The 23,590-nt window shown below is 61.3% G+C and carries 23 protein-coding genes; 14 read left to right on the top strand and 9 right to left on the bottom strand.

The genetic code is table 11. The features are described from left to right. The first annotated feature begins 297 nt into the window (after positions 1-297). From CSQ95_RS16665 to CSQ95_RS16655, 3 genes are all read left to right on the top strand, one after another. Positions 298-1,038 carry an ABC transporter substrate-binding protein gene (locus tag CSQ95_RS16665; protein ID WP_099410301.1) on the top strand — a complete coding sequence of 247 codons (741 nt, stop codon included), beginning with the start codon at positions 298-300 and terminating at the stop codon, positions 1,036-1,038. A gap of 126 nt (positions 1,039-1,164) precedes the next feature. Next, complete coding sequence (locus CSQ95_RS16660) at positions 1,165-3,696, top strand: TonB-dependent siderophore receptor (protein WP_099410300.1); 2,532 nt, start codon at positions 1,165-1,167, stop codon at positions 3,694-3,696. Positions 3,697-3,737: 41 nt separating this feature from the next. After that, on the top strand, positions 3,738-4,415 hold the full coding sequence (locus CSQ95_RS16655) for a DOPA 4,5-dioxygenase family protein (RefSeq protein WP_099410299.1): 678 nt from the start codon (positions 3,738-3,740) through the stop codon (positions 4,413-4,415). Positions 4,416-4,482: 67 nt separating this feature from the next. Here the strand turns inward: CSQ95_RS16655 and CSQ95_RS16650 are convergent, their stop codons facing one another. The 4 genes from CSQ95_RS16650 to CSQ95_RS16635 all read right to left on the bottom strand — a co-directional run bounded on the left by CSQ95_RS16650 (position 4,483) and on the right by CSQ95_RS16635 (position 8,425). Next, on the bottom strand, positions 4,483-5,703 hold the full coding sequence (locus CSQ95_RS16650; RefSeq protein ID WP_099410298.1) for a polyhydroxyalkanoate depolymerase: 1,221 nt from the start codon (positions 5,701-5,703) through the stop codon (positions 4,483-4,485). Between the two features lie 278 nt (positions 5,704-5,981). Continuing rightward, positions 5,982-6,305 (bottom strand): ferredoxin FdxA, encoded by a 324-nt coding sequence (gene fdxA / locus CSQ95_RS16645; protein ID WP_010395176.1) that lies wholly within the window; start codon positions 6,303-6,305, stop codon positions 5,982-5,984. Positions 6,306-6,636: 331 nt separating this feature from the next. Then, positions 6,637-6,924: a protealysin inhibitor emfourin gene (locus tag CSQ95_RS16640; RefSeq protein ID WP_099410297.1), complete on the bottom strand. Its 288-nt coding sequence runs from the start codon at positions 6,922-6,924 to the stop codon at positions 6,637-6,639. 103 nt (positions 6,925-7,027) lie between these two features. After that, complete coding sequence (locus CSQ95_RS16635) at positions 7,028-8,425, bottom strand: hypothetical protein (protein WP_099410296.1); 1,398 nt, start codon at positions 8,423-8,425, stop codon at positions 7,028-7,030. 199 nt (positions 8,426-8,624) lie between these two features. Here CSQ95_RS16635 and CSQ95_RS16630 point away from each other — a divergent pair, with 199 nt between their 5' ends. Further along, positions 8,625-8,909 (top strand): polyhydroxyalkanoic acid system family protein, encoded by a 285-nt coding sequence (locus CSQ95_RS16630; RefSeq protein ID WP_034760280.1) that lies wholly within the window; start codon positions 8,625-8,627, stop codon positions 8,907-8,909. Positions 8,910-9,087: 178 nt separating this feature from the next. On the opposite strand, the gene CSQ95_RS29685 is transcribed toward CSQ95_RS16630, so the two are convergent. Further along, positions 9,088-9,240 carry a hypothetical protein gene (locus CSQ95_RS29685; protein WP_180279078.1) on the bottom strand — a complete coding sequence of 51 codons (153 nt, stop codon included), beginning with the start codon at positions 9,238-9,240 and terminating at the stop codon, positions 9,088-9,090. Between the two features lie 255 nt (positions 9,241-9,495). Here CSQ95_RS29685 and proV point away from each other — a divergent pair, with 255 nt between their 5' ends. Genes proV through proX form a run of 3 tightly spaced genes read left to right on the top strand, consistent with a single transcriptional unit; the run spans position 9,496 to position 12,899 of the window. After that, positions 9,496-10,728, top strand: coding sequence for a glycine betaine/L-proline ABC transporter ATP-binding protein ProV (gene proV, locus CSQ95_RS16625; protein ID WP_070219346.1), 1,233 nt, complete (start codon positions 9,496-9,498; stop codon positions 10,726-10,728). Then, positions 10,725-11,828 carry a glycine betaine/L-proline ABC transporter permease ProW gene (gene proW / locus CSQ95_RS16620; RefSeq protein WP_070219269.1) on the top strand — a complete coding sequence of 368 codons (1,104 nt, stop codon included), beginning with the start codon at positions 10,725-10,727 and terminating at the stop codon, positions 11,826-11,828. Before proV ends, proW begins: the two co-directional genes overlap by 4 nt. Positions 11,829-11,840: 12 nt before the next feature. After that, on the top strand, positions 11,841-12,899 hold the full coding sequence (gene proX, locus CSQ95_RS16615) for a glycine betaine/L-proline ABC transporter substrate-binding protein ProX (RefSeq protein WP_099410295.1): 1,059 nt from the start codon (positions 11,841-11,843) through the stop codon (positions 12,897-12,899). 91 nt (positions 12,900-12,990) lie between these two features. Here proX and CSQ95_RS16610 read toward each other — a convergent pair whose 3' ends face one another. From CSQ95_RS16610 to CSQ95_RS16600, 3 genes are all read right to left on the bottom strand, one after another. After that, the gene (locus CSQ95_RS16610; RefSeq protein WP_099410294.1) at positions 12,991-13,452 is read right to left on the bottom strand and encodes a GNAT family N-acetyltransferase; all 462 of its coding nucleotides are present in this window, start codon (positions 13,450-13,452) and stop codon (positions 12,991-12,993) included. A gap of 47 nt (positions 13,453-13,499) precedes the next feature. Beyond that, positions 13,500-13,754, bottom strand: coding sequence for an acyl-CoA-binding protein (locus tag CSQ95_RS16605; protein WP_070219266.1), 255 nt, complete (start codon positions 13,752-13,754; stop codon positions 13,500-13,502). A gap of 200 nt (positions 13,755-13,954) precedes the next feature. After that, entirely contained in the window at positions 13,955-14,311 is a 357-nt protein-coding gene (locus CSQ95_RS16600) for an FKBP-type peptidyl-prolyl cis-trans isomerase (protein ID WP_034760263.1), read from the bottom strand. Between the two features lie 197 nt (positions 14,312-14,508). On the opposite strand from CSQ95_RS16600, the gene CSQ95_RS16595 reads away from it, so the two are divergent. The 7 genes from CSQ95_RS16595 (at position 14,509) to CSQ95_RS16565 (ending at position 22,932) form a co-directional block, all read left to right on the top strand. After that, positions 14,509-15,480 (top strand): cytochrome D1 domain-containing protein, encoded by a 972-nt coding sequence (locus tag CSQ95_RS16595; RefSeq protein ID WP_070291134.1) that lies wholly within the window; start codon positions 14,509-14,511, stop codon positions 15,478-15,480. 11 nt (positions 15,481-15,491) lie between these two features. Further along, positions 15,492-16,328: a polysaccharide deacetylase family protein gene (locus CSQ95_RS16590; protein ID WP_257218080.1), complete on the top strand. Its 837-nt coding sequence runs from the start codon at positions 15,492-15,494 to the stop codon at positions 16,326-16,328. Further along, a complete protein-coding gene (locus CSQ95_RS16585; RefSeq protein ID WP_373632189.1) occupies positions 16,325-17,365 on the top strand; it encodes a sterol desaturase family protein in 1,041 nt (346 codons plus the stop codon). Before CSQ95_RS16590 ends, CSQ95_RS16585 begins: the two co-directional genes overlap by 4 nt. After that, positions 17,365-18,192, top strand: a complete 828-nt coding sequence (locus tag CSQ95_RS16580; RefSeq protein WP_070291135.1) for an EI24 domain-containing protein — start codon at positions 17,365-17,367, stop codon at positions 18,190-18,192. The genes CSQ95_RS16585 and CSQ95_RS16580 overlap by 1 nt, the downstream gene beginning before the upstream one ends. Before the next feature lie 31 nt (positions 18,193-18,223). Then, a complete protein-coding gene (locus CSQ95_RS16575) occupies positions 18,224-19,009 on the top strand; it encodes a molybdopterin-binding protein (protein WP_099410293.1) in 786 nt (261 codons plus the stop codon). A 364-nt stretch (positions 19,010-19,373) separates the two neighbouring features. After that, complete coding sequence (locus CSQ95_RS16570; RefSeq protein ID WP_099410292.1) at positions 19,374-22,490, top strand: transglycosylase domain-containing protein; 3,117 nt, start codon at positions 19,374-19,376, stop codon at positions 22,488-22,490. Positions 22,491-22,551: 61 nt separating this feature from the next. Continuing rightward, a complete protein-coding gene (locus CSQ95_RS16565) occupies positions 22,552-22,932 on the top strand; it encodes a hypothetical protein (protein WP_143449992.1) in 381 nt (126 codons plus the stop codon). On the opposite strand, the gene CSQ95_RS16560 is transcribed toward CSQ95_RS16565, so the two are convergent. Beyond that, positions 22,929-23,534: a glutathione S-transferase family protein gene (locus CSQ95_RS16560; protein WP_099410290.1), complete on the bottom strand. Its 606-nt coding sequence runs from the start codon at positions 23,532-23,534 to the stop codon at positions 22,929-22,931. The two genes, CSQ95_RS16565 and CSQ95_RS16560, sit on opposite strands and share 4 nt — an antisense overlap. Positions 23,535-23,590 lie beyond the last annotated feature (56 nt).

Raw genomic sequence — 23,590 nt, 5'->3', positions numbered from 1 at the left:
GTAGGAGGGGATAGCGGGTGCCAGGGCCGGCTGTTGCAGGCGCGCCGCAATCGTATTTTATTTCCCTTGGGAATGTCAAAGTGCAAATAAACAACTTTGCAATTCCTTTTTTTTGTGGGAGCATGATTTTCATCAAGCTAGTAATCAAAAAGCCGACCGCCAGTCCTGTTGTCGCCCCCTGTGAGGCGTACCAGGTCATAGGAGCAAAACATGCGTTTCCTCCGGACAGTTGGTTTGCCCTTCTGTTTATTCATGCACTCCACACTTGCCCTTGCATACGGGCAGGCTGGCTCTCCCATGGCGGCGCCGGGCGCTGCCAGCTCGCGCATCGTCCGCTTCGCGGCGGAAGACTGGCCTCCCTTTATTTCCCGCAGCCTGCCTGCCGACGGCATGTCGGGCGCCATGGTCAGCGCCGTCTTCGAACGCATGGGCTATGTCGTCAAATATGAGTATTTTCCCTGGAAGCGCGCCATGCAGTTTGGCCTGGCCAGTCCCCGCTACGCAGGTTTCCTGGCCGTCTGGCGCACGCCCGAACGGGAAAAACTCTGTCATTTTTCTGTTCCGGTTGGTAACACGCAAGGTGTGCTGGCCTACCTGAAGGAGGATGGCGTGCCCGGCGCCGCCCTGACTGATCTGGGCAAGCTGCGCATCGGCACCGTGGCCGGTTATTCGAATGGGGAGCAGTTCGATGGCATGGTGGCGCGCGGCGAGCTGAAGACGGAAGAGGGCTTGAACGATGCGACGAATCTGAAGAAGCTGTTAATCAAGCGTTATCGCGTGATCGTCATCGAGCGCCATGTGCTGCAGCACTTGCTGATGGGACGCAACTTCAGCAAGGCCGAGCGCGAGCGCATCGCCATCATCGATACCGTCTTCAAGGAGCGCCCCGTGCACGTGTGCTTCCAGCGCGATGCCGAGGGGGCGGCCCGGCAAAAGCGCTTCAATGAGGCGGCGCGCGATATCGACACGGCCCGCCTGGAACGCGATTACTGGAAGCGGCTCGATCAGAGCCTGGCGACGGCCCCATTCTCCCCCTAGGACTGCGCGCCGCTGTTGTTCGTTGCCAAAACGAAATATCTAAATACGAAACCATTCGTTCTTGTTTGTTTGTCCATCCTTTAGTCTGCAGCCACTGTGTTGACGACTTTGAAAGGATGTTTTCGTATGCCGGAATTGATGCACAAGCAAGATATCGCCCCGCGCCGGCGGCAATTGGCGCACGCCGTCTCGTTGGCCGTGCTCGTGCTGGGAGCGCATGGCGCGGCCCATGCGCAAGCGCCGCTGGACACCGTCATCGTCACGGGTGCGCGCGGCACGGGCCGCACAGTAGCCAACAGCGCCGCGCCGATCGACGTGATCAGCGCGCAGCAATTGCAGGCCACGGGCAAGTTGAACCTGCTCGACGCGCTCGATACGGCCTTGCCATCGTTTAACTTGCCGGCCCGCGTGCAGCCCGACCTGGGCAGCATCGTGCGCGCGGGCCAGCTGCGCAACCTCGACCCCTCGCATACCTTGGTGCTGGTCAACGGCAAGCGCCGGCATACGACGGCCATCGTCAATGAGGATGGTTTTCCCGGTTCCGTCGCCACCGACCTGGCCCTGATCCCCACGGGTGCCATTGCCCGCGTGGAAATCCTGCGCGACGGCGCCTCCGCCATCTACGGTTCCGACGCCATCGCCGGCGTCATCAACATCATCCTGAAAGCGGATGACAAGGGCAGCTTCAGCACGCAGCTCGGTTCCACCTACGACGGCGACGGCACCAACGGTTCCGCGCGCATCGATGGCGGCACGCGCCTGGGCGAGCACGGCTTTGCCCACTTCGGCGCCGAAGTCCAGCGCCAGGGCATTGCCGTGCGCAATTTCGGACTGAATCCCGCCTACCTGTCGTATCCGGCCGTGCGCAACAGCGATGGCCAGCTGGTCAAATTGGGGCCGAACAACAGCTTGCCGGCCGGCGCCTCGCCGAACCCGGCTGAAGCGACGCGCAACAGCAATCCGTGGCGCAATACGGGTGTGCCGCAAAGCACGACCGCCTCGCTCAGCGCCAATCTTGGCTATGACGTGTCGAACGAGGTACAACTGTACGGTTTCGGTACCTACGCGCACCGCAATGCCCGCTCGGCGCAGAATTTCCGCCTGCCCAATACCATTTTCAATAACAACAAGGGCTTGCTGGCCGTGTATCCCGACGGCTTCACGCCGTATGAAACGACGAGCGAAAACGACTTTTCCTTGACGGGCGGCATCAAGGGCGAGACGGCCGGTTGGAGCTGGGATATCAGCAGCACCTATGGCCGCGACGATATCGACGTGGGCGTGGAAAACTCGGCCAACTACTCGCTGACCTATCCGGGAGGTAAGACGGATTTTGACATCGGCAATCAGCGCTACAGCCGCTCGACGACGAATGCGGACGCACGCCGTCCCGTGCAGCTGGGCTTGAGCGAGCCGGCCGATCTCAGCATCGGTCTCGAGTACTCGCATGAAACCCAGCAGCGCAGCCCGGGCGAACCCGCTTCCTGGCAGGGCAGCGGTTCGTCGGCGCTGGCCGGCTACCTGCCCGTCGATGCGTCCGACACGGCGCGCCACAGCTATGCGGCGTATGTTGGCCTGGGCGCGAAGCTGACGCCGCAATGGCTGCTCGACACGGCCTTGCGCGCCGAAAAATATTCCGATTTCGGCAGCAAGACGACGGGCCGTTTGTCCGCCCGTTATGACATCACGCCCGCCGTGGCCTTGCGCGGCACTGTCAGCAACGGTTTCCATGCACCTAGCCTGGTGACGCAGTCATATTCGAACACGTCCGACCATGCGGGCGTGCCCTACACCCTGGCACAGCCCAATTCCGTTGCCGCGCGGGCCTTGGGCGCGCAAGCGTTAAAACCGGAAAAATCGACGAATCTGTCGGCCGGGCTGACCTTTAACCCCACGCCGACCCTGCGCCTGGCCGTTGACGCGTATCAAATCAAGGTCAGCGACCGCCTGGGCGTGTCGTCGAACATCGGCATCGACCGCAGCTCGGGCGCGGCGCTCGATGGCAGCGGCCGGCAACTGACGGCGGCGCAAGCGGGCGTCATTGAAAACCTGCTGCGCTCGGCTGGCTTGGCGGTGGGCAATGGCCTCGTCGCGCATTACTTTGCCAACGTGGGCGACACGCGCACGCGCGGCGTCGACTTCACGGCCGAGGATGTGCTGCGCGTGGCCGACGGCAAGCTGCGCTGGACGGCGGCCGCGAACATCAACCATACGAGCCTGGTGGGCAAGGCGGACCTTCCCGCCGTGCTGCAAGGCTTGCCGAACATCGGCACCCTGAGCAAATCGGCCGAGTACGACTTGCTGTACCGCGCGCCGCGCGACAAGGAAATCATCACGCTGGCGTATGAAAAAGCCGGCTGGACATTCAATGTACGCGAGACGCGCTACGGCAAGCTCAAGCGCCTGAACGCCATCACGGGCGGCGACTACCAGCTGAAAGCGGCCTTCGTGACGGATGTCAGCATCGGCTACGACATCAGCAAGCGCATCAACGTGACGGTGGGCGCCAACAATGTCTTCGACCAGAAGCCGGGTCAGGTGCCGCGCGAAGCGCGCAGCGCCGCCAGCCTGGCGCAGTACACGGGCGCGTATGACAACTCGGGACCGCTGGGCGTGCTGGGCGGCTATTACTACGCCCGCGCCACTGTCTCGTTCTGATTTTCCCATCCCTCTACCGATCATCAAGAACAGGAAATCCTATGTCTGAACACAATCAACACGCCACCATCGATCTGGAATGGGCGAATCTCCTTTCGCCGCAGCGCCGCACGGTCTTGCGCGGCGGCGGCCTGGTGGCGGCGCTGGCCGCCTCGGGGCTGGCGGGAACGGCGCTGGCGCAGGATGGCGCGGTAAAACGAGTCAAGCCGCCACCCGCTAAAAGCCCATGGGGCGAGCATACGGATACGGCGCCCACGCCGCGCCCCGTCAGCGTGCGCCCCGGCGAGGAAACCTTGCCGAGCAAGCCGCGCGCCTACACGGATATCGAGAGTTATCACGCGCATATCTATTTTGACGAAGACAGTTACCAGAAGGCGGCGCTGATACGCAAGTGGGCGGCCGAGCGCTTCCAGATCGAGCTGGGCGACTGGAATCTGGAGCCGCGCGGCCCCCACGTGACGCCGTCGTTTTACTTTGGCTTTACGAATGACCTGTTACCGGTGATCGTGCCGTGGCTGCAGCTCAACAGCCTGGGCCTGACGATATTGATCCACCCGAATACGGAAGATCCGCGCGCCGACCACCTGTATTACGCGCTGTGGGTGAACCGTTCGCAGCCCGTGAACGGCTATGCGATGAAGAAGCCGGGACCGGGCGAGCCAAGGGTCGAGCAAATCTTTGTCAATACGCGCCCGACGGTGAAAATCGAACGGGCATGAGCGAGGCATAAAAGAAAACGCCACGCCAGTATGAACTGGCGTGGCGTTTCGATGGGTATGCCGTGTATCAGCCGTGTTTCTGGATGAATTCGCCGATTTTCGGGCAAATGATCTCGCGCCAGCGGCGGCCCGAGAAGATACCGTAGTGGCCGCATTTCGGCGCCACGAAGTCTTGCTGCATGTCGGCAGGGATGCCCGAACACAGATCATGCGCCGCTTGCGTCTGGCCGGCACCGGAAATGTCGTCCAGCTCGCCTTCCACGGTAAACAGCGCCACGTTCGTGATGTCTTGCGGACGCACCAGCTGGCCACCCACTTTCCACGTACCCTTCGGCAGGCTGAATTCCTGGAAAACCGTTTTAATGGTTTCCAGGTAGTACTCGGCCGGCATGTCCAGTACGGCGTTGTACTCGTTGTAGAACTGGCGGTGGCCTTCCGCCGGCTCGTCATCGCCCGTCACCAGGTGCATGTAGAACTCGCGGTGGCTTTGCGCGTGGCGGCCCGGGTTCATGGCGATGAAGCCGGCGTGCTGCAGGAAGCCCGGATACACCTTGCGGCCAAAGCCTGGGTAGTTCGGCGGCACCGCGTAGATCACGGTGTTTTCAAACCACGAGAACTTCTTTTCCGTCGCCAGGTTGTTCACTTGCGTGGGCGAGCGGCGCGGGTCGATCGGGCCGCCCATCATCGTCATGGTTTTCGGCATGTGCGGATCTTTTGCCGTCGCCATCAGCGAGATGGCGGCCAGCACGGGCACGGTTGGTTGACAGACGGAAATCACGTGCAAATCAGGCGCCAGCAGGCGGATGAATTCTTGCACATAATAAATGTAGTCATCGAGGTGGAACGGGCCTTCCGTCAGCGGTACCATGCGCGCGTCCGTCCAGTCGGTAATGTAGACATCGTGCTCGGCCAGCAAGCCGCGCACGGTATCGCGCAGCAGGGTCGAGTGGTGACCGGACAGGGGGGCAACCAGCAAAACTTTGGGCTGTTGCAAGCCAGAAGCTTCTTTTTTGAAGTGAATCAGGCGGCAAAACGGTTTTGTCACGACAACGTGTTCGCGGATGTCGACGCTCTCGCCCTGGACGAGAACGGATTTGATATCGAATTGCGGTTTTTCGTAGTCTTTGCCAAGGCGGTACATCAGCTCGTAGCCGGCTGCGATGCGTTGCGAAAACGGGGTGTGGGCCAGAGGGGAAACCGGGTTGGTAAATAACTTGGAGGACATGTCTGCCCATTGCATCACCGGAGTGAGGAAAGAGCGTTGCAGTTCGTGCAGTTGGTAAAGCATATAGAGTCCTTGTTTGATTCCAAGCGCCAATATCGGCTCAAATATCATAATCCAATTTTACGATATTTGTTGAGGACAAAATGTGCTTTACCGCGCATAGGTCCACTGTTTGCGCATAGTTGTGACAGCGCGCCACAGTTACGTGGATAGAGCTGCAACGATGCTTTAAAAGCAAAAAAAGCAGCGTTTCCGCTGCTTTTTGTCTGTTTTTTGCCGCCACGCCCCTGCGGGGAAGAATATCCATCCCCGCCGGAATTGCCGCCGCAGCTGCCGTGCGCTTAGCGCACCAGCATGTCGAGCTTGTCCTTGACGTCCTTGTATTGCTCCGCTTCCGGCAAGGCAGCTTTCGTCTTGGTGATCGAAGGCCAGTTACGGGCCAGATCGACGTTGATCTTGATGAAGGCTTGCTGGTCGCCCGGCACGTCCTCTTCCGCGAAAATCGCGTTCACCGGGCACTCTGCCACGCAGACGGCGCAGTCAATACATTCGTCCGGATCGATTGCCAGGAAGTTCGGGCCTTCCCGGAAACAATCTACCGGGCAGACATCGACGCAGTCGGTATAGCGACAGGCGATGCAGGATTCGGTGACAACGTGGGTCATAACAGTCCTATCAATTTGGGGGAGGTGCTGTAGCGCCTGCAGGAACCTCGGCGGCGCATACTAAAGCAAAGCATTGTATTTTAAGGCAATTCGCTATTTCTCACAAATCCCGCTTATATACAATACATATAAGCAAATTCATTTTTTGGCAGTGTCATTGCCGCGCAGAGCGGGCAATTCAGCGACTATCCGGGACGTTGCCATGAAGAACGCGGCAAGAACGCGACAGTCGCCCGATGCTGCAGGGGGCAGGGCGGGGGATGTGCTGGCTTGCCGTGTGGTGTTTTTGTTTTACTCAAATCAAGATCGGCACAAATAAGTGCCGGAACACTCAGGCGCTGGCGCGTATTTGCGCCAGCAATTGCTGCCATCGTGCGTTTTCAGCGCTGCCATCCTCGGCAAACGTGATGGTGCGGCGCGCGGTGGGCGCATCGACGGTGATCTGCCAGCGGGGAATATCGGCGCCCACCTGTTTACCCGTGGCCTGCGGCTGCGTGAAAAAGCCACTGCTGGCCAGTGCCGCTTCCAGCCTGGGGCCAGCGGGATGGGCTTGCGTATCGATCTCATACTGTTCGCTCAGGCCGGCAAAGCCGCCGCTGCTGCGGGCTGAAATTTTCATGCTGCTCCTTGCTGTTGTGGGTGGTGTGGGCCGCGCCATGGCCTGCCGCTGCTGCGGCTGGCCTGAAGCGGACGCGCTGGTGCGCTGCCTTGCATGGGACTGTTTACCGGGGACCGTAACTGCGGCACCAGGCGGCCAGCGCTTCGCGCTCCGCTTCGAGCAACTGGTCCGATTCGCTGTATTCCGCATGGTTCATGGTACCGCAGCAGGCGCGCCGGTCTTGCACGGCGCCGTCTTCGTCGACGATATCGGGGGCAAACGTCATTTGCCCATCCTCCGTCATGGCATTGGCCTTGAGCACTTCGCGCACGGTAAAGCTGTTGCGGATAAAGTCCAGGTAGGCGCCATTGCCGTCGGCCTGGGCGATGGTCAGCATGTGGCCGGCCACGTCGGCATAGGTGGCGGCCTGGTCGGGCGATGCCACCAGCGCGCGCAGGACCAGGCTGCGCAGGTAGTCGCCGCAGCGGTGCAGCACGGCCGCATCGTCTTCCAGCTGGGGCTGGCGTTCGTGGGCAAAGATGTCGGCCAGGATGTCGTAGATGGCGCCCGTAAACACTTGCGAAATGGCGTGCACTTCCGTGCCCGCTTCGGACAATTTGATGTCATTGTCGGCATTGCGCAAGCCATTCGGCCGGCCCAGGGCCAGGCCGAACTGCTCGGCCAGGTCGGCCAGGAAGGTCTTGTCATGCAGGTCGGATTTCGTTTGCGCGATCACCGCTTCCACCTGGTCCAGCTGCGACAGGGCCAGGAAGATGGCCGTCAGGTCGCCGAACGATTCGTGCAAGCCGCCCGTTTGCGGCGGATTATTGCTGAGCAGCCAATTCGGCTTGAGGCCATCGAGCACGGCGTGCCCCGTTTCATGCGAGACGATGTCGAGCGAGCGGCAGGTGTAGACGCGCTCGGTGGCGCCGCTGGGGATGAAGTCGCCGAACTTGAGCGCCTTGTCGCTGCGACTGTAATACGCATTCATGACGTTGGGCAAGCCATGCGGGAACACGCGCAGCGGTGCCGTATTGCTGGCGCTGTTCCATTGCCAGGGCAGGGGCGGCGCCGTGTCGTTGCTGGCCAGCGCGCGCTGGTACATGGTGAGTGTCATGCGCACGATGGCAAACGTGTGCACGGCGTCGAACTGGTCGGTGTTGGGCGAGACGATGAAGTCGCCGAAGGCGTTCGGGCTGACCTGCGCGATGCCCGGTTCGCCAAACGTGATGCGCGCGTCGCGCGGGCCTTGCAGGATCAGTCCGGGCAAAAAGGCTTTACGGGTGCCCAGGTCGCTGACGGACGGATCTTGCTTCCAGATCAGCACGCGTGAACCGACGGGCACGGCGGCCAGGTTGCGCACCGTTGCCTCCGTCAGGCGTGGCGGGCCCGGCTGCAGGGTCAGTTGCGCATTCTTGCGGTGCTGGCGGTAGGGCGCCGAGGGGGTAGGGACATAGCCGACGGGCAGGGACACGCATTTGGTCAGGACGGCTTCGACCGGCACGATGACTTTCTGGTCCATGGTAGTTCTCCTAGACACGCGCAACTGGAACTGGAATAGTCGTCCCGCTTCGGCGCGTCCTGTTTGATTCCGCGCAAACGATGCGCGGGAAGGACGGGCTTTTTGGGCCGTCAGGCGCCCGCTGCGGCCGTGCCTGCCGCATGGCGGCTGGTATGATGCTGGCCGTATTGCCCCGTTTTTATAATAAAAGGATCGTTTGATGGCGGATATAAATATAGTTCAGCAACATAAGCTGACAGCAGCAAAGGCGCGCGAAGCAGCGCAGCAAGTGGCCGACAAGCTGGCCCAGGAATATGACCTGGCGTGCGCCTGGGATGGCGATGTGCTGCGCTTCGAGCGCAGCGGTGTCGATGGTTCGCTGACCCTGGAAAAAGAACAGGCGCAACTGCAAATCAAGCTGGGTTTCATGCTCAGCGCCTTCGCCTCCACGATTGAAGGCAAGATCGCCGAGAAGATGCGCAAGGTGTTTACCGAGCCGGCTTGATGGCGTTTCACCCGCTTGCCTGGCGCCCGGTTTGGTGCTAGGGAGCGTGTCGCGGCGATGGGCGAAAAGACGATGAAAACATGTCGCTTTTCGCCTTTTTTACGTCCGACTGTACGCTGGCGAACATTGCTAGCACATTTCTATTTGGAAAGCCATTGGACTTTGATGGCTTTTTGCGTTATACTTGAGTCATATTTACAACAGCTACACCGCGTTTCACCTTCTGCTTCGCAGTACTCTCCGCTCGCTGAGTGGTGAATAATTCTTCGGGTTTTACACCCGCATCCAGTTTAAAAGTAGCTTGGTCGATTTTTTTTTCGGTCAAATACATTTGGTGCCATGTATTTGCATGGCGCTAGCGTTGTTAAAAGTCCTGAACCACAGCCTCTTTTAGCACGCACACGGCACCCCGGCACCGGCTTTGGCCATCCGCTGGTCACACGCGTGTCACCCCCTGTTTCCTGTCGCTCCCGTGCGCATTGTGCGCCGTGGCGTAGCCGACGCAACAGGGTTTGCTGATTCCCGCCGCAAGCTAGCAGGCTTGCTGGGTTTCAATCCATTCGTCAAATCGAGGGAGAACCACATCGTGGCAAAACAAATTATTATCGACCATGTGTTCAAAGTGTTCGGCGACAAGCCAGAAGAAGCACTTGAACTCGTCCGTCAGGGTGCCAGCAAGCAGGACATCCTGGCCAAGACCGACTGCACCATCGGCGTCTTCGACGCCACCTTTACCATTGAAGCGGGCGAGATTTTCGTCATCATGGGCCTGTCCGGTTCGGGCAAGTCGACCCTGGTGCGCATGCTGAACCGCCTGATCGAGCCGACCGCCGGCCGCATCCTGATCGACGGCAACGACATCAATACCTTGCCGGACGCTCAGCTGCGCGCCCTGCGCCGCAAGGACATCAGCATGGTGTTCCAGTCGTTCGCGCTGCTGCCGCAAATTACCGTGCTCGACAACACTGCCTTCGGCATGGAACTGGCCGGCATGCCGAAAGCCGAGCGCCATGCGCTGGCCCAGCAAGCGCTGGAGCAAGTGGGCCTGGACGGCTACGGCGCCAGCTATCCCGACGAATTGTCGGGCGGCATGCAGCAGCGCGTGGGCCTGGCCCGTGCGCTGGCGTGCGATCCATCGATTTTGCTGATGGATGAAGCGTTTTCCGCGCTCGATCCGATTATCCGTACGGAAATGCAATCGGAACTGCTGCGTTTGCAGCAAATCAAGCGCCGCACCATCGTCTTCATTTCGCATGACCTCGACGAAGCCATGCGCATCGGCGACCGCGTTGCCATCATGAAAGACGGTCACGTGGTGCAAGTGGGCACGCCGGAAGAAATCCTGCGCAAACCGGCCAACGATTATGTGCGCAACTTCGTGCGCGGCGTCGATGCGGCGGCCGTCTTCAAGGCCAGCGATATTGCCCGCAAGAGCCAGATCGTCGTGTCGGAATCGCCGAGCCGCGGTTCGCGCGCCGCGCTGTCGATGCTGGAAGAGCAGGATCGCGCGTTTGCCTACGTCGTCAATCCACAGCGCAAGTTCCTCGGCGTCGTCTCGGCCGATTCGCTGCGCAGTGCGCTCGACGGCCATGTGGGTCCGCTGGGCCTGGCCCATGCCTATCTGCCCGACGTGCAGACCATCGATGCAGACGAGCCCGTCGCCGGCCTGTTCGGCCAGGTGGCGCAACTGCCTTACGCCGTCCCTGTGGTGGCCAATGACGGCAGCTTCCGCGGCGCCATCAGCAAGACGACCTTGCTGAAGTTCCTCGACCGCGACACGCCAGCCATAGCCGAACAACAACAGAAAGGACAAGCATGAACCCAAGCACCGTTTCCACAGTAGAACCTGTTGTTGAACAGGCCGCCCAGATCAATCCCTGGGCGCTGACGCCGCCCACCGACGCCAGCACCGCCTGGCTCGACGCCGCCGCACCCGCCGTGCAGCCGGAACATGCGGCCGGCTTTCATCTGACGCAGATTTTCGACGGTTCGCTGCCGCTGGAAAGCTGGATCAACCAGGGCCTGGGCTGGGTCGTGGCCCATTTCCGCCCCTTCTTCCAGGCCGTGCGCGCGCCCATCGACAGCGTGCTGTCCGGCGTGGAAGGCGTGCTGCTGGCGGCCCCGTCGCTGACGGTGATCGCCATCATCGGCTTGCTGGCTTGGCAATTTACGAGCCGCACCCTGGCCATCGGCACCGTGCTGGCGCTGCTGCTCGTGTCGATGCTGGGCATCTGGCCGGAAGCCATGACGACCCTGTCGCTGGTGTTGACATCGCTGGCCTTCTGCCTGGCCATCGGCTTGCCGCTCGGTATTTTCCTTGCCAGCAGCGACCGCGCACAGAATATCCTGCGCCCCCTGCTCGATGCCATGCAGACGACGCCCGCCTTCGTTTACCTGGTGCCGGTGGTGATGCTGTTCGGTATCGGTAATGCGCCGGGCGTGATCGTCACGATCATCTTTGCCCTGCCGCCGCTGGTGCGTTTGACCAACCTCGGCATCCGCCAGGTGCGTCCCGACCTGATCGAAGCGGCTCGCGCCTACGGTGCCTCGCCGTGGCAGTTACTGACCCGCGTGCAGTTTCCGCTGGCCATGCCGTCCATCATGGCCGGTATCAACCAGTCGCTGATGCTGTCGCTGTCGATGGTCGTGATCGCCTCGATGATCGCCGTCGGTGGTCTGGGCCAGATGGTATTGCGCGGCATCGGCCGCCTGGACATGGGTCTGGCAACGGTTGGTGGCCTCGGCATCGTGCTGCTGGCCATCACCCTGGACCGCCTGACGCAAGCGATGGGCCAGCCACGCCGCGGCGTGCGCCACTGGTACCAGACGGGTCCCGCCGGTTTCGTGCTGCGCCTGGTGCGCGGCAACACGGAGAAAAATAATGTTGAACAGCAAGCAACGCTGGCCAACGCACAATAAGAAAGGATTTACATGCATCAAATTGACAATTTTAAAGTGACGCAAAAATCGCAACGCAAGTTCCAGCTGTTTTCCGCCCTGGCCATCGCCGCCATGGCCCTGACCACCAGCCTGGCCATGGCGCAGACGCCGGCCGCAGCTGCCGATGCGCTGCCCGGCAAGGGCGTCAAGGTGCAGCCGCTGCAAAGCTCGATCGCGGAAGAAACCTTCCAGACCATGCTGGTCGACAAGGCGCTGGAAAAGCTCGGCTACGAAGTGCAGCCGATCAAGGAAGTGGAATATCCGACCGCGCATATCGCCATCGCCAATGGCGACGCCACCTTCATGGCCGTGCACTGGGACCCGATGCACAAGGATTTCTATAACAATGCGGGCGGCGACGCCAAGCTGTCGCGCACGGGCCAGTATGCGGGGCCTGCCGCGCAAGGTTATTTGATCGACAAGGCGACGGCTGTGAAGTACAACATCACGAATATCGACCAGTTGCGCGATCCCACCCTGGCCAAGCTGTTCGACCACGATGGCGATGGCAAGGCCGACTTGACGGGTTGTAACCCCGGCTGGGGCTGCGAAGCGCTGATCGAGAACCACATGGATGCGTACAAATTGCGCGAAACGGTAACGCACGTGCAGGGCAGCTATGCGGCTCTGATCGCCGATACCCTGGGCCGTTACAAGCGCGGCGAACCGATCCTGTACTACACGTGGACGCCGTACTGGGTCAGCGGCGTGCTGGTGCCGGGCAAGGATGTGGTCTGGCTGAAAGTGCCGTTCTCGGCCAATCCGGACAAGGTGAACACCCGCCTCGACGATGGCAGCGATTACGGTTTTGCCGTCAACACGGCGCGCATCGTATCGAACAAGGCCTGGGCGGAGAAGAATCCGGCCGCGGCCAAGCTGTTCGAAGTGATGCAATTGCCCGTGGCCGACATCAATGCGCAGAACGAGCGCATGCGCCGCGGTGAAAGTACGCAAGCCGATATCGCGCGCCATACGGCCGGCTGGATCAAGTACCACCAGCAAACGTTTGACGGCTGGATCGCGCAGGCGCTGGCGGCGGCAAAAAAGTAAATTACGGCTGATGCAGGCGTAAAAAAAGTGGCTACCGGTTTGGTAGCCACTTTTGCGTTAACGGCCTGTTTTGGTGGTTTTTGGTGAGTTTTCAGCCGTTTTCGGCCAGTTTCAGGTGCAAAATGGGGAAAGGCTTGCCAAAGGGGTCGCATTCCGAGCGGCTTTCCTCGATAAATCCCAGGTGGCGGTAAAAGCCATGGCCCTGCGTGTTGTGCGCGTTGACGTCGACGGCCGTGGCTTGCAGGCTGGCGATGGCGTGCTGGACCAGCGTGCGGCCGGCGCCGTTGCCCCGTTGATCGGGATGCACGAACAGCATCTTGATCTTGGCGTGCTCGACGCACAGGAAGGCGTAAGCGCTGCCATCGGCATCGCGCAGCACGTGCAGCAGGCGTTCGGCCGTCACTCTGGCCAGCTCATCGCGAACGAAGGGCATGAGGAAAGCGATATCGCTGTCGGCGAGGAAATCGTGGGTGGCGCGTACGGACAGGTGCCAGACGTCGAACAAACGGGGCAGGTCGGCGGCATGGGCCAGGGAAATCGGTGATGGTGTCATGCGGAAATAATAACATTGCCCCGGGCTGTGCCGGGGCAGGGGGATGATCAGTCCTTCAAGTCTTCGATCAGGTCGATGTATTGCTGCTGCGCATCTTCCTTCGACGTGCCGGCCAGGGCCGCCCAGGCGTCGAACTTGGCGCGGTTGACGAAGTCGGTCATGCCAGGGCGCTCGCCCGTGGCGTCGCCGCTCGATGCTTGCTTGAACAAGGCATAGATTTTCAGCAAGGTCATATTGTCCGGACGCTCGGACAGGGTCTTGGAATCGAGCTGCGCTTGGTCGAATTGCTCTTGTAAACTCATGATGGCTCCTGTGTGCTGATGGAATCGCTGGAAAAGTGCGGCAGGCGCGGCGGAGTGGCCACCGTGCGTGCTGCAGTGCCTGACATCATAGTGAAAAAAGCGCGCCGTGCATTAGAGGACACACTCAAAACAAAAGCGCCGCCGCTGAATGAACAGGGGCGGCGCCAGGGACAGTCGCTCGAGCGCTGCGGAGTCGGTGCTTATACGCCCAGCAGTTCGACGTCGAAAATCAGGGTGGCGTTCGGTGGAATCACGCCGCCGGCGCCGCGGGCGCCATAGCCCAGTGCTGCCGGGATGATCAGCTGGCGCTTGCCGCCCACTTTCATGCCTTGCACGCCTTCGTCCCAGCCCTGGATGACGCGGCCGGCGCCCAGCGGGAATTCGAATGGGTCGTTGCGGTCCTTGCTCGAATCAAATTTCGAACCGGCGCTGCCGTCGTCGTTCTGCAGCCAGCCCGTGTAATGTACGACAACATTGTTGCCGGCTTGCGCTTCAGCGCCTTCGCCGACGACGGTATCGATGTATTGCAGGCCGGAAGCGGTAGTGGTGGTGGTCATGATAATCCTTGTGTAGGCGATGAAAGCTTCAGATTGTAGAGCAATGAGTTGCAAAGCGCCATTCCAGGCCCGCTGCAGGGAAAATGGGGAAGTTACGACGAGGTTTGGCGACGGCTTGTATTTAAGGGGGGATTTCACACAATAAATACGGTGTTCCACGTAAAATGCATGTTTTGTATTTAACAGTGATTTCTTCCATGTTCCGCAGTCTACGCCGCCTTGTTTTTTCCTCGCTGTGCCTGGTTTCCGCAATATCGACGGCGCAAGCCGAAGTGGTGGTGGTACTCAATTCCCGTGATGCTACGGTGCAACTGCTGGACCAGAAAACCTACGCCCCCCTGTCCACCTTTGCCGTCGGCAAGGAACCGCACCACCTGATGGAGACGCCGGACGGCAAGTCGCTGATCGTCGCCAGCTCCGTCGGCAACGAACTGATCTTCCTCGACCCCGTGTCGGGCCAGATCCAGCGCCGCATCAGCAACATCCTCGATCCCTACCAGATCGGCTTTTCGCCGGACCAGAAGTGGTTCATCTCGAACTCGCTGCGCCTGGACCGCATCGACCTGTACCGCTACGACGGCAAGAACCTGACCCTGGCCAAGCGCATCGCGCTGCCGAAGCTGCCCAGCCACATGGCCTTCACGGCCGACAGCACCATGGCTTTTATCACGCAGCAGGGCAGCAACCAGGTCAGCGCCATCGACCTGGCCACACAGACGGTGAAATGGACCATGCCCGTCGGCCCCGCGCCGGCCGGCATCACGATGACGCCCGACGGTAAATATTTGCTGGTTGGCATCATGGGCAGCGATTACGTGGAAGTGATCGACTGGCGCACGCAAAAGACCGTCAAGCGCATCAAGGCGGGCGCCGGCACGCATAATTTCCGCGCGCTCGGTGACAACCGCATGACGTTCGTGTCGAATCGCGTGTCGAACACGATCAACATCATCGACCAGCAAACCCTGGAAAACGTGGGCACCATCAACGTGCCCGGTGGCCCGGACTGCATGGAAATCACGCCCGATGGCAAGACCATGTGGGTCACCCTGCGCTGGATCAAGAAAGTGGCTGTGATCGATTTGACCACGCGCAAGGTGATCAAGACGATCCCCGTGGGCCGTTCGCCCCATGGCGTGTATTTCGCCACGCACTCGCCGCGCATGTGATGACGGGTGTGATGATGAAACGCCTGATTTCCGCGGGCCGCGTGCCCGCCGTGCTGCTGTGCGCCAGTGCCATGCTGTCGCCCGCGCATGCCGCCGCACCTGCCGCCGCTGTATCAGCCGCAGCTTCAGCGCCGGCCGCCTGCAAGGGCATGATCTACATGACGTTCGACACGGGCAGCCAGTCGCAAGCGCAATTGATCGCCGACGTGCTGAACAAGCGCCAGATCAAAGCCACGTTCTTCCTGGCCAACGAAAAGACCACGCGCGGCGATTATTCGCTCGACCCGTCGTGGGCGCCGTACTGGAAAGCCCGGGTCGCCGAAGGCCATGCGTTCGGCACGCATACGTTCGACCATGTGTACTGGAAGAAGGATCTGGCCAACGGCTTGATCCAGGTCAAGCCCCAGTTCGGCAAGGATGGCGGCAAGTTGGCATCGTTTACGGATCAGCAGTTCTGCGAGGAATTGCACCGCGTCGATACGCGCTTCCAGGAACTGACGGGCCGCAAGCTCGACCCGTTCTGGCGTGCGCCGGGCGGCTACACGTCGCCGCGCACCCTGGCGGCCGGCAGCGCCTGCGGCTACCAGCATGCGGGCTGGGCGCCGGCGGGGTATTCCGGCGATGAATTGCCTAGCGATAAGTATCCAAACGCCATGCTGCTGAAGAAAGCGCTGGCGAACTTGCGCAGCGGCGACATTTTCATTGCGCACATGGGCATCTGGTCGCGCAAGGATGCATGGGCGCCGGCCAACCTCGATGCCTTGATTTCCGGCCTGCAAGACAAGGGTTTCTGTTTTGCCACCCTGCGCGAGCATCCTGCCTACGCGCGGAAGAAGGGCCAGCCATGATGGCCGCCGACATCGTCAGCTTCGTCACGCCCGTCATCGATGCCGTGGTCGATGCGTTTGGCGTGGCGCAAGGCTGGCTGTTCCAGACTGTGGTGAATCCCCTCGTGTATCACCTGGGCTTTGGCGAATTTACGGAAGAGGCGTTCGAGGGCACGGAGTGGCTGCTGATCGGCCTGTGCGAACTGGTGCTGCTGTTTCTCGTGCTGCGCCCGCTCGAAGCCTGGATACCCGCGCAAAAGATCACCGACCCGCGCGCCCGCTGGAACGATTTTATTTACACGGTGCTGCACCGCATCGGCCTGTTTTCTGTCGTGGTGTTCTTTACGCTCGATCCGCTGATGGATGCATTGGCGGGTGCTTTGCGTTTCGACAATATCCATCCATTGAATCTGGAGTCGCTGTTGCCCGGCATCAGTCCCTTAGTCAGTTTTATCATTTATTTTGTGATACTGGACTTCGTCGACTATTGCTACCACCGTGCCTCGCACCATTTCGGCTGGTGGTGGGGCTTGCACAGCCTGCATCACAGCCAGCAAAACATGAATTTGTGGAGCGATGACCGCAACCACCTGCTCGACGACTTCCTGCGCGACGTGGTGATGGCGCTGGTGGCGCTCGGTATCGGCGTGCCGCCAGGGCAATATGTGCTGCTGGTGTCGATTTCGCGTATTTTGCAAAGCTTGCAGCATGCGAATGTGAGGATACACTTCGGCCGCATCGGCGAGCGGCTGCTGATCTCGCCCCGTTTCCACCGCACGCACCATGCGATCGGCGTGGGGCACGAGTCGAAAGGCAAAGGCAGCATGGGGGGCTGCAACTTCGGCGTGGTGCTGCCGATTTGGGATATGCTGCTGGGCACCGCGAATTTCTCGGCCGGCTATGCGCGCACGGGCGTGCGCGACCAGCTGGCCCGCATCGACAGCCATGGCGTGGGCCGGCCCGGGCGCAACTATGGCCGCGGCTTCTGGCAGCAGCAATGGCTGGGCCTGCGCCGCATGGTGGAATTTGCAAGAATCAAACGAAAAGGACGCCGTTGATGCGCAATGTGTTGAATTCGTATGGCCGTGCTTTCCTGTCGCAATTGCACGGCAGGATATTGCTGTTGAGCATCGCACCGTTCATCCTGTCGCTGATCCTGTGGGGCGCCCTGTTGTATGTGGGCTTGCAGCCGCTGATCGACAGCCTGCATGCGCTGTTTACGCAATATGACTTCTTCCGCACCAGCGGCCAGGTGTTGGCCACCTTTGGCCTGGGCATGCTGAAAGCGGTGATCGTGCCGTTGATCGCCATGTTCATGCTGTTGCCGCTGATGATCTTGACGGCGCTGATCTTCATGGGCCTGTTCGCCATGCCGGCCATCGGCCGGCATATCGGCGGGCGGCACTTTCCGCAGTTGGAAAAGAAGCATGGCGGCAGCCTGCTGGGCAGCGTCGGCACTTCGCTGGCGACGTTCCTGCTGTTCATCATCGTCTGGGTGCTCATGCTGCCCCTGTACGCGTTTCCGCCGGCCGCGCTGGTGGGGCAAGCCGTGCTGTGGGGCTGGCTGACCTACCGCGTGATGGCGTATGACGCCATGGCCGATTACGCCAGCGTGGAAGAGCGCCACGCCATCATGCGCACGCAGCGCTGGCCGCTGCTGGCCATCGGCATGGTCTCCGGCGCGGCCGGCGCCGTGCCCGGCATGCTGTGGATGGGCGGCGTGATGTCGGTGGTGTTCTTCCCCTTCCTGGCGGCGTTCGCCATCTGGCTGTACGTGCTGATCTTTATCTTTACGGGTCTGTGGTTCCAGTATTACTGCCTGGAAGCACTGGCGCGTTTGCGGGGCGTACGCGGCATGACCGACGTGGCGCCGGCGGACGCTTGAGTATTTTCATCGAATTCTACGAGGGAGCTTCATGGCTATCGGATTGATCATCATCGGCGACGAAATCCTGTCGGGCAAGCGCACGGACCAGCATTTCCCGAAAGTCGTGAGCATGCTCAAGGCACGCGGCTTGCAGCTGAGCTGGGCGGAATACGTGGGTGACGAGCCGGCCCGCCTGGTCGCCTTGCTCCAGCGCAGCTTTGCCAGCGGCGACATCGTCTTCAGCTTTGGCGGCATCGGCGCCACGCCGGACGACCACACGCGCCAGGCAGCGGCCGATGCGCTGGGCTTGCCGCTGGTGCTGCATCCGCAGGGCAAGCTCAATATCCAGCAGCGGATCACGGAAATGGGCGAGGAGGCGGGCGTGCCGGCCGATTTGAACTCGCCGGAAAACCTGCACCGCCTGAAAATGGCGGAATTCGTGCAGGGCGCCGAGCTGATTCCGAATCCGTACAACAAGATTGCCGGTTTTGCCGTGCGCGAACATTATTTCGTGCCGGGCTTTCCCGTCATGTCCTGGCCCATGATCGAATGGGTGCTCGACACGCATTACGCCCACCTGTTCAACCAGGTGCCGCACGCGGAACATGCCTTGCTCGTGTATGAAACGGCCGAATCCTTGCTCACGCCGCTGATGGTGCGCCTGGAAGCGGAGTTTCCGCTGATTAAGGTGTTCAGCCTGCCCAGCGTGGGCGATGCGCAGACGCGCCGGCATATCGAACTGGGCGTCAAGGGCGAGCCCGCGCAAGCGGCGGCCGCCTTTGCCGAGATGTGCGCCGCGCTCGATACCTTGCACGCGGAATACACCACCATCTGAGATGCCGCCAGCCCGGCGCCGGCGGCTTTTTCGCTGGCGTCCAGCCCGCCATGCATCTATGTACGCCAGCGTACGTTCCAAGACGTTGTTTTTTTGCGAAAATCTTCAATGAAGCAAGATTTTTGTGCGCGCTCGTCAGTCGTTTTCATGCCGATGTGGTGGAATGGTGAACAGGGGCCTTGCGTGTCGAACGCGCGGTCGCCTGCCTGTGCAGTAGCGTGTTTTTTTGATTCACCGGTATGGACATCATGTTAAGCAAGTTTTGTTGTGACCGGCCTTGGCTGGCCCTCGTCTTATCCTGCGCGGAGCGGCATCGCTGTCGCCTTTTCCGCGCCGTCCAAACCCAACCTTACCCCAGCATCCCATGAAAGACACAGGCGTCAATCTGGCCGCGCAAGAGCGGCCCCCCTCTGATCCAGCTCCCGAGGCGCCGCCGCCGGCGAGCCCGCCGAAGAAGCGTCGTTCGCGCATCTGGCCGATCTTTGCCATCATCTTGCTGGCGCTGATCGCCGGCGTGGTGTGGTTCGTCATGCGCGAAGTGCGCACGTCGGCCCTGCAGGCAGAGTTTTTCACGCGCCTGGACCGCCAGCTGGCGTTCAAGGTCGAGCCTGGCCCTGCACCGGCGGGCGCCATCCGCTATCCGCAGCACGGCCCGTATGACGAGCGGCTCGGCTATGCCAGCTTGCCCGACTTCATCACCAAACTCAATGCGCGCGACTACGCCGTCACGGCGCAGGCGCGCATGTCGCCAAAAATGGTGCAACTGGTCGACCGTGGCATCTTTGCCACCTATCACGAGAAAAACCGCGCGGGCCTGACCATCCTCGATTGCCGCGCCGCACCGCTGTTCGCGGCCAGCTATCCCGAGCGCATGTTCGACGGCTTTGCCGAAGCACCGCCGGCGCTCGTGCAAAGCCTGCTGTTCATCGAAAACCGCGAGTTGCTCGACCCGGGCACGCCCGAGCGCAATCCCGCCGTGGAATGGGACCGTCTGAGCAAGGCGATCCTCGATAAGGCGCTGAACCTGTTCGGCGGCCACCGCGGTGGCGGCGGCAGCACGCTGGCCACGCAGATCGAAAAATACCGGCATTCGGAAGACGGGCGCACCAGTTCCATGCAGGACAAGCTGCTGCAGATGATCTCGGCCAGCCTGCGCTCGTACCAGGATGGCGAAAACACCATGGAAGCGCGGCGCAAGATCGTCGTCAATTACCTCAATACCGTGCCGCTGTCGGCAAAGAGCGGCTTTGGCGAAGTCAACGGCATCGGCGACGGCATGTGGGTCTGGTATGGCCGTCCGTTTGCCGAAGTGAAAACCTTGCTTAGTGGAAAAATGGACCAGCCGGGCAGCGCGCTGGCCTACAAGCAGGCGCTGAGCCTGCTGATCGCGCAGCGGCGTCCTTCCCATTATCTGGTGGCCGGCGGCGCCGACCTGGAAGAATTGACCAACAGCCATCTGCGTTTGCTGGCGCAGGCGGGCGTGATTTCGCCGCAGCTGCGCGATGCGGCCATCGCCGAGAAGCTGCGTCCGTCGACGGCGTCCGGCGTGCAATCGGAAGCGTCGACCTCGTTCGTTACGCGCAAGGCCTCGAATGCCGTGCGCAACCACCTGGCCACCATGCTCGGCGATCCGCGCTTGTACAACCTCGACCGCCTCGACCTGAAAGTGGTCAGCACGCTCGACGCGCAGGCGCAAAACGCCGTCACCAAGGTCTTGCGCGAGCTGCGCGACCCGGAAGTGGCGAAAGCGGCGGGCCTGACGGGCAAAGGCATGCTGGGCAATGGCGACCCCGCCAACGTGGTCTACAGTTTTACCTTGCTGCAAAAGGGCGAGCAGGCCAACTTGCTGCGCGTGCAAACGGATAACTTTGACCAGCCGCTCGACATCAACGAAGGCGCCAAGCTGGACCTCGGTTCCACGGCCAAGCTGCGCACCCTGGTCACGTACCTGGACATCATCGACCAGTTGCACCAGCGCTACAGCGGGGTGGGCGCCGCCGAACTGGGCAAAATCGCCGTCGATCCCAAGGACATGCTGTCGCAGTGGGCGATTGCCTATCTGAAGCCGTTGCCTATCGGCGAAGCGCGCAACCTGCCAGCCATGCTGGCGGCCGCCATGGAACGCAAATATTCGGGCAACCCGGGCGAAGGCTTCTTCACGGGCGGCGGCTTGCACCATTTCGGCAACTTCTCCAAGCTCGACGACAGCCGCATCATGACGGTGCAGCAGGCGCTGCGCCAGTCGACCAACCTGGTGTTCGTGCGCCTGATGCGCGACGTGGCCCGCTACTACATGTTCTCGCGCCCCGATTCTTCGGCCTCGCTGCTGGCGGACGCGGACGATCCGCGCCGCGCCCAGTACCTGAGCCGCTTTGCCGACAAGGAAGGGCGCGAATTCCTGCACCGCTTCTACCAGAAGTACCGCGGCAAGAGCGTTGACGAGCAGGAAAAGATTTTATTGGCCAGCATCCGCCCGACGCCCGTGCGCCTGGCGAATATCTTCCGCACCGTCAATCCGAAGGGCACGGTGGCGGAATTCGGCGATTTCCTCAACGCCAACCTGCCGTCGCAAAACGAAGTGCCGCCCGAGCGCGTCGCCAAGATGTACCAGCAGTACGCGATGGAAAACTGGTCCTTGGCCGACCGCGGCTATCTGGCCAATGTGCATCCGCTGGAACTGTGGATGGTGGCGTATCTGCGCCAGCATGAAGGTTCCACCCTGACGCAGATGGTGGCGGCCAGCGAAAAGGAACGCCAGGAAGTCTACAAATGGCTGTTCAACACGCACCGCAAGCATGCGCAGGACCGCCGCATCGCCAACTTGCTGGAAGTGGAAGGGTTCCTGGAAATCCACCGCCAGTGGAAAAAGATGGGCTACCCCTTCGATTCGCTGGTGCCGTCGTATGCGACTACCCTGGGCGCGTCGGCCGACCGGCCCGCTGCGCTGGCCGAATTGATGGGCATCATCATCAACGATGGCGTGCGCAAGCCGAGCGTGCGCATCGATTCCATGCATTTCGCCGCCAACACACCGTACGACACCATGGTCAAGCGGGGCAGCAAGGTGGAAGCGGAGCAAGTGCTGTCGCCGGACGTGGCCAAGGCCGTGGCCAAGGCCATCCGCGAAGTCGTGTCCGACGGCACGGCGAAGCGGGCGAAGACGGCGTTTGTCGGCGCCGACGGCGTGCCGATCCCGATGGGCGGCAAGACGGGCACGGGCGACCAGCGCTTCGACGTGTATGGCGCCGGCGGCCGCCTGATCGAGTCGCGCTATGTGAACCGCTCGGCCACGTTCGTATTCAATATCGGCGAGCGCTTCTATGGCAGCATGACGGCGTATGTGCGCGGACCGGAATCGAAGAACTATGATTTCACCAGCGCCTTGCCCGTGCAACTGCTGGTGTCGCTGGCGCCGAGCTTGATGCCGCTGATCGAGCCGCCTGCGCCAGCCGAGGGCGTGGCGAAACAGTGCACGAATTAAGGTGTTTTTGCACCTGAAAGCCGGCCTTCACGGGCCGGTTTTTTTTTTTGAGGGAGTGCCATTGGAAAAGACCCAGCAGATTTTTCAGCAATATCACCGCTTTGACGATGGCGCGCTCGTGTCCATCGAACAGCGGTATCAGCCCGGGGGCGTGCAGGCCGTGCGCATCGTGTTATACGCAAGAAATCATGTGCTCGATGGCAATGTCTGGCGCAACGTCGCCATCACGGTGGGCGAGGTACGGGAAGTGCAGGTCCGGATGCCGGGCAACTTCATCAACCGCATCTGCTGCGGCGTGAAGTTGCTGCGTTTCGGCGACGCCTGGTGCGTCGACATTGACGGCACCTATACGCGCGACGATCCGGCGACCCTGGACGAGGTGCGCCGCGATGGCGATTGCTATGTCATCGGCGGCACGGTCGAGGTCATCGAACTCGATTAGCCGGCAAACATGGCCGTTTTATCTTCCAGGCGCGCGTGATAGGCGGCAATGGCCGGATACGCTGGACGTTGCATCGGGGCCATCAGCCAGCGCTTGACGGACAGGCCCAGCACGATATCGGCCAGGGTGAACGCTTCGCCGCAGACGAATGCGCCCGTGCGCTGCAGCTGCTGTTCCAGCACGCCCATCATCTTGTTCCACCCGGCAATACAGGCCGCCAGCTGCGCCGCATCCTGGTGGGCCGGGCTGTGGCGCACCAGCGACATGAAGGCGTAGCGCCAGCTGTTGTTCAAATCGCCCATCTGCCAATCCATCCATTTTTCCACTTCCGCGCGGGCGCGTGGCGTGCTTGGAAGCAAGTCGTCGCGGCCCGCCTGGGCGCACAGGTAGCGGCAGATCGTGTTCGATTCCCACAGCACCAGGTCGCCATCGAGCAGCACGGGCACCATGGCGTTCGGGTTCAGGGCCAGGAAAGCCGGGTCGTCGGTACTGCGAAAGCCGCTGCCCCAGTCTTCGCGTTCGTACGGCAGGTCGAGTTCGTCGCACGTCCACAGGACTTTGCGGACATTGATCGAGGCGGCTTTTCCAAGAATTTTCAGCATGCGGGGCTCCAGAGGGCAGGTGGTCGATCTGTCACTGTAGCGGATTTGGCCACGCC

Source organism: Janthinobacterium sp. BJB304 (genome assembly GCF_002735765.1).
GTDB lineage: Bacteria > Pseudomonadota > Gammaproteobacteria > Burkholderiales > Burkholderiaceae_D > Janthinobacterium.
This window is presented reverse-complemented; position numbering and strand designations above follow the sequence as displayed.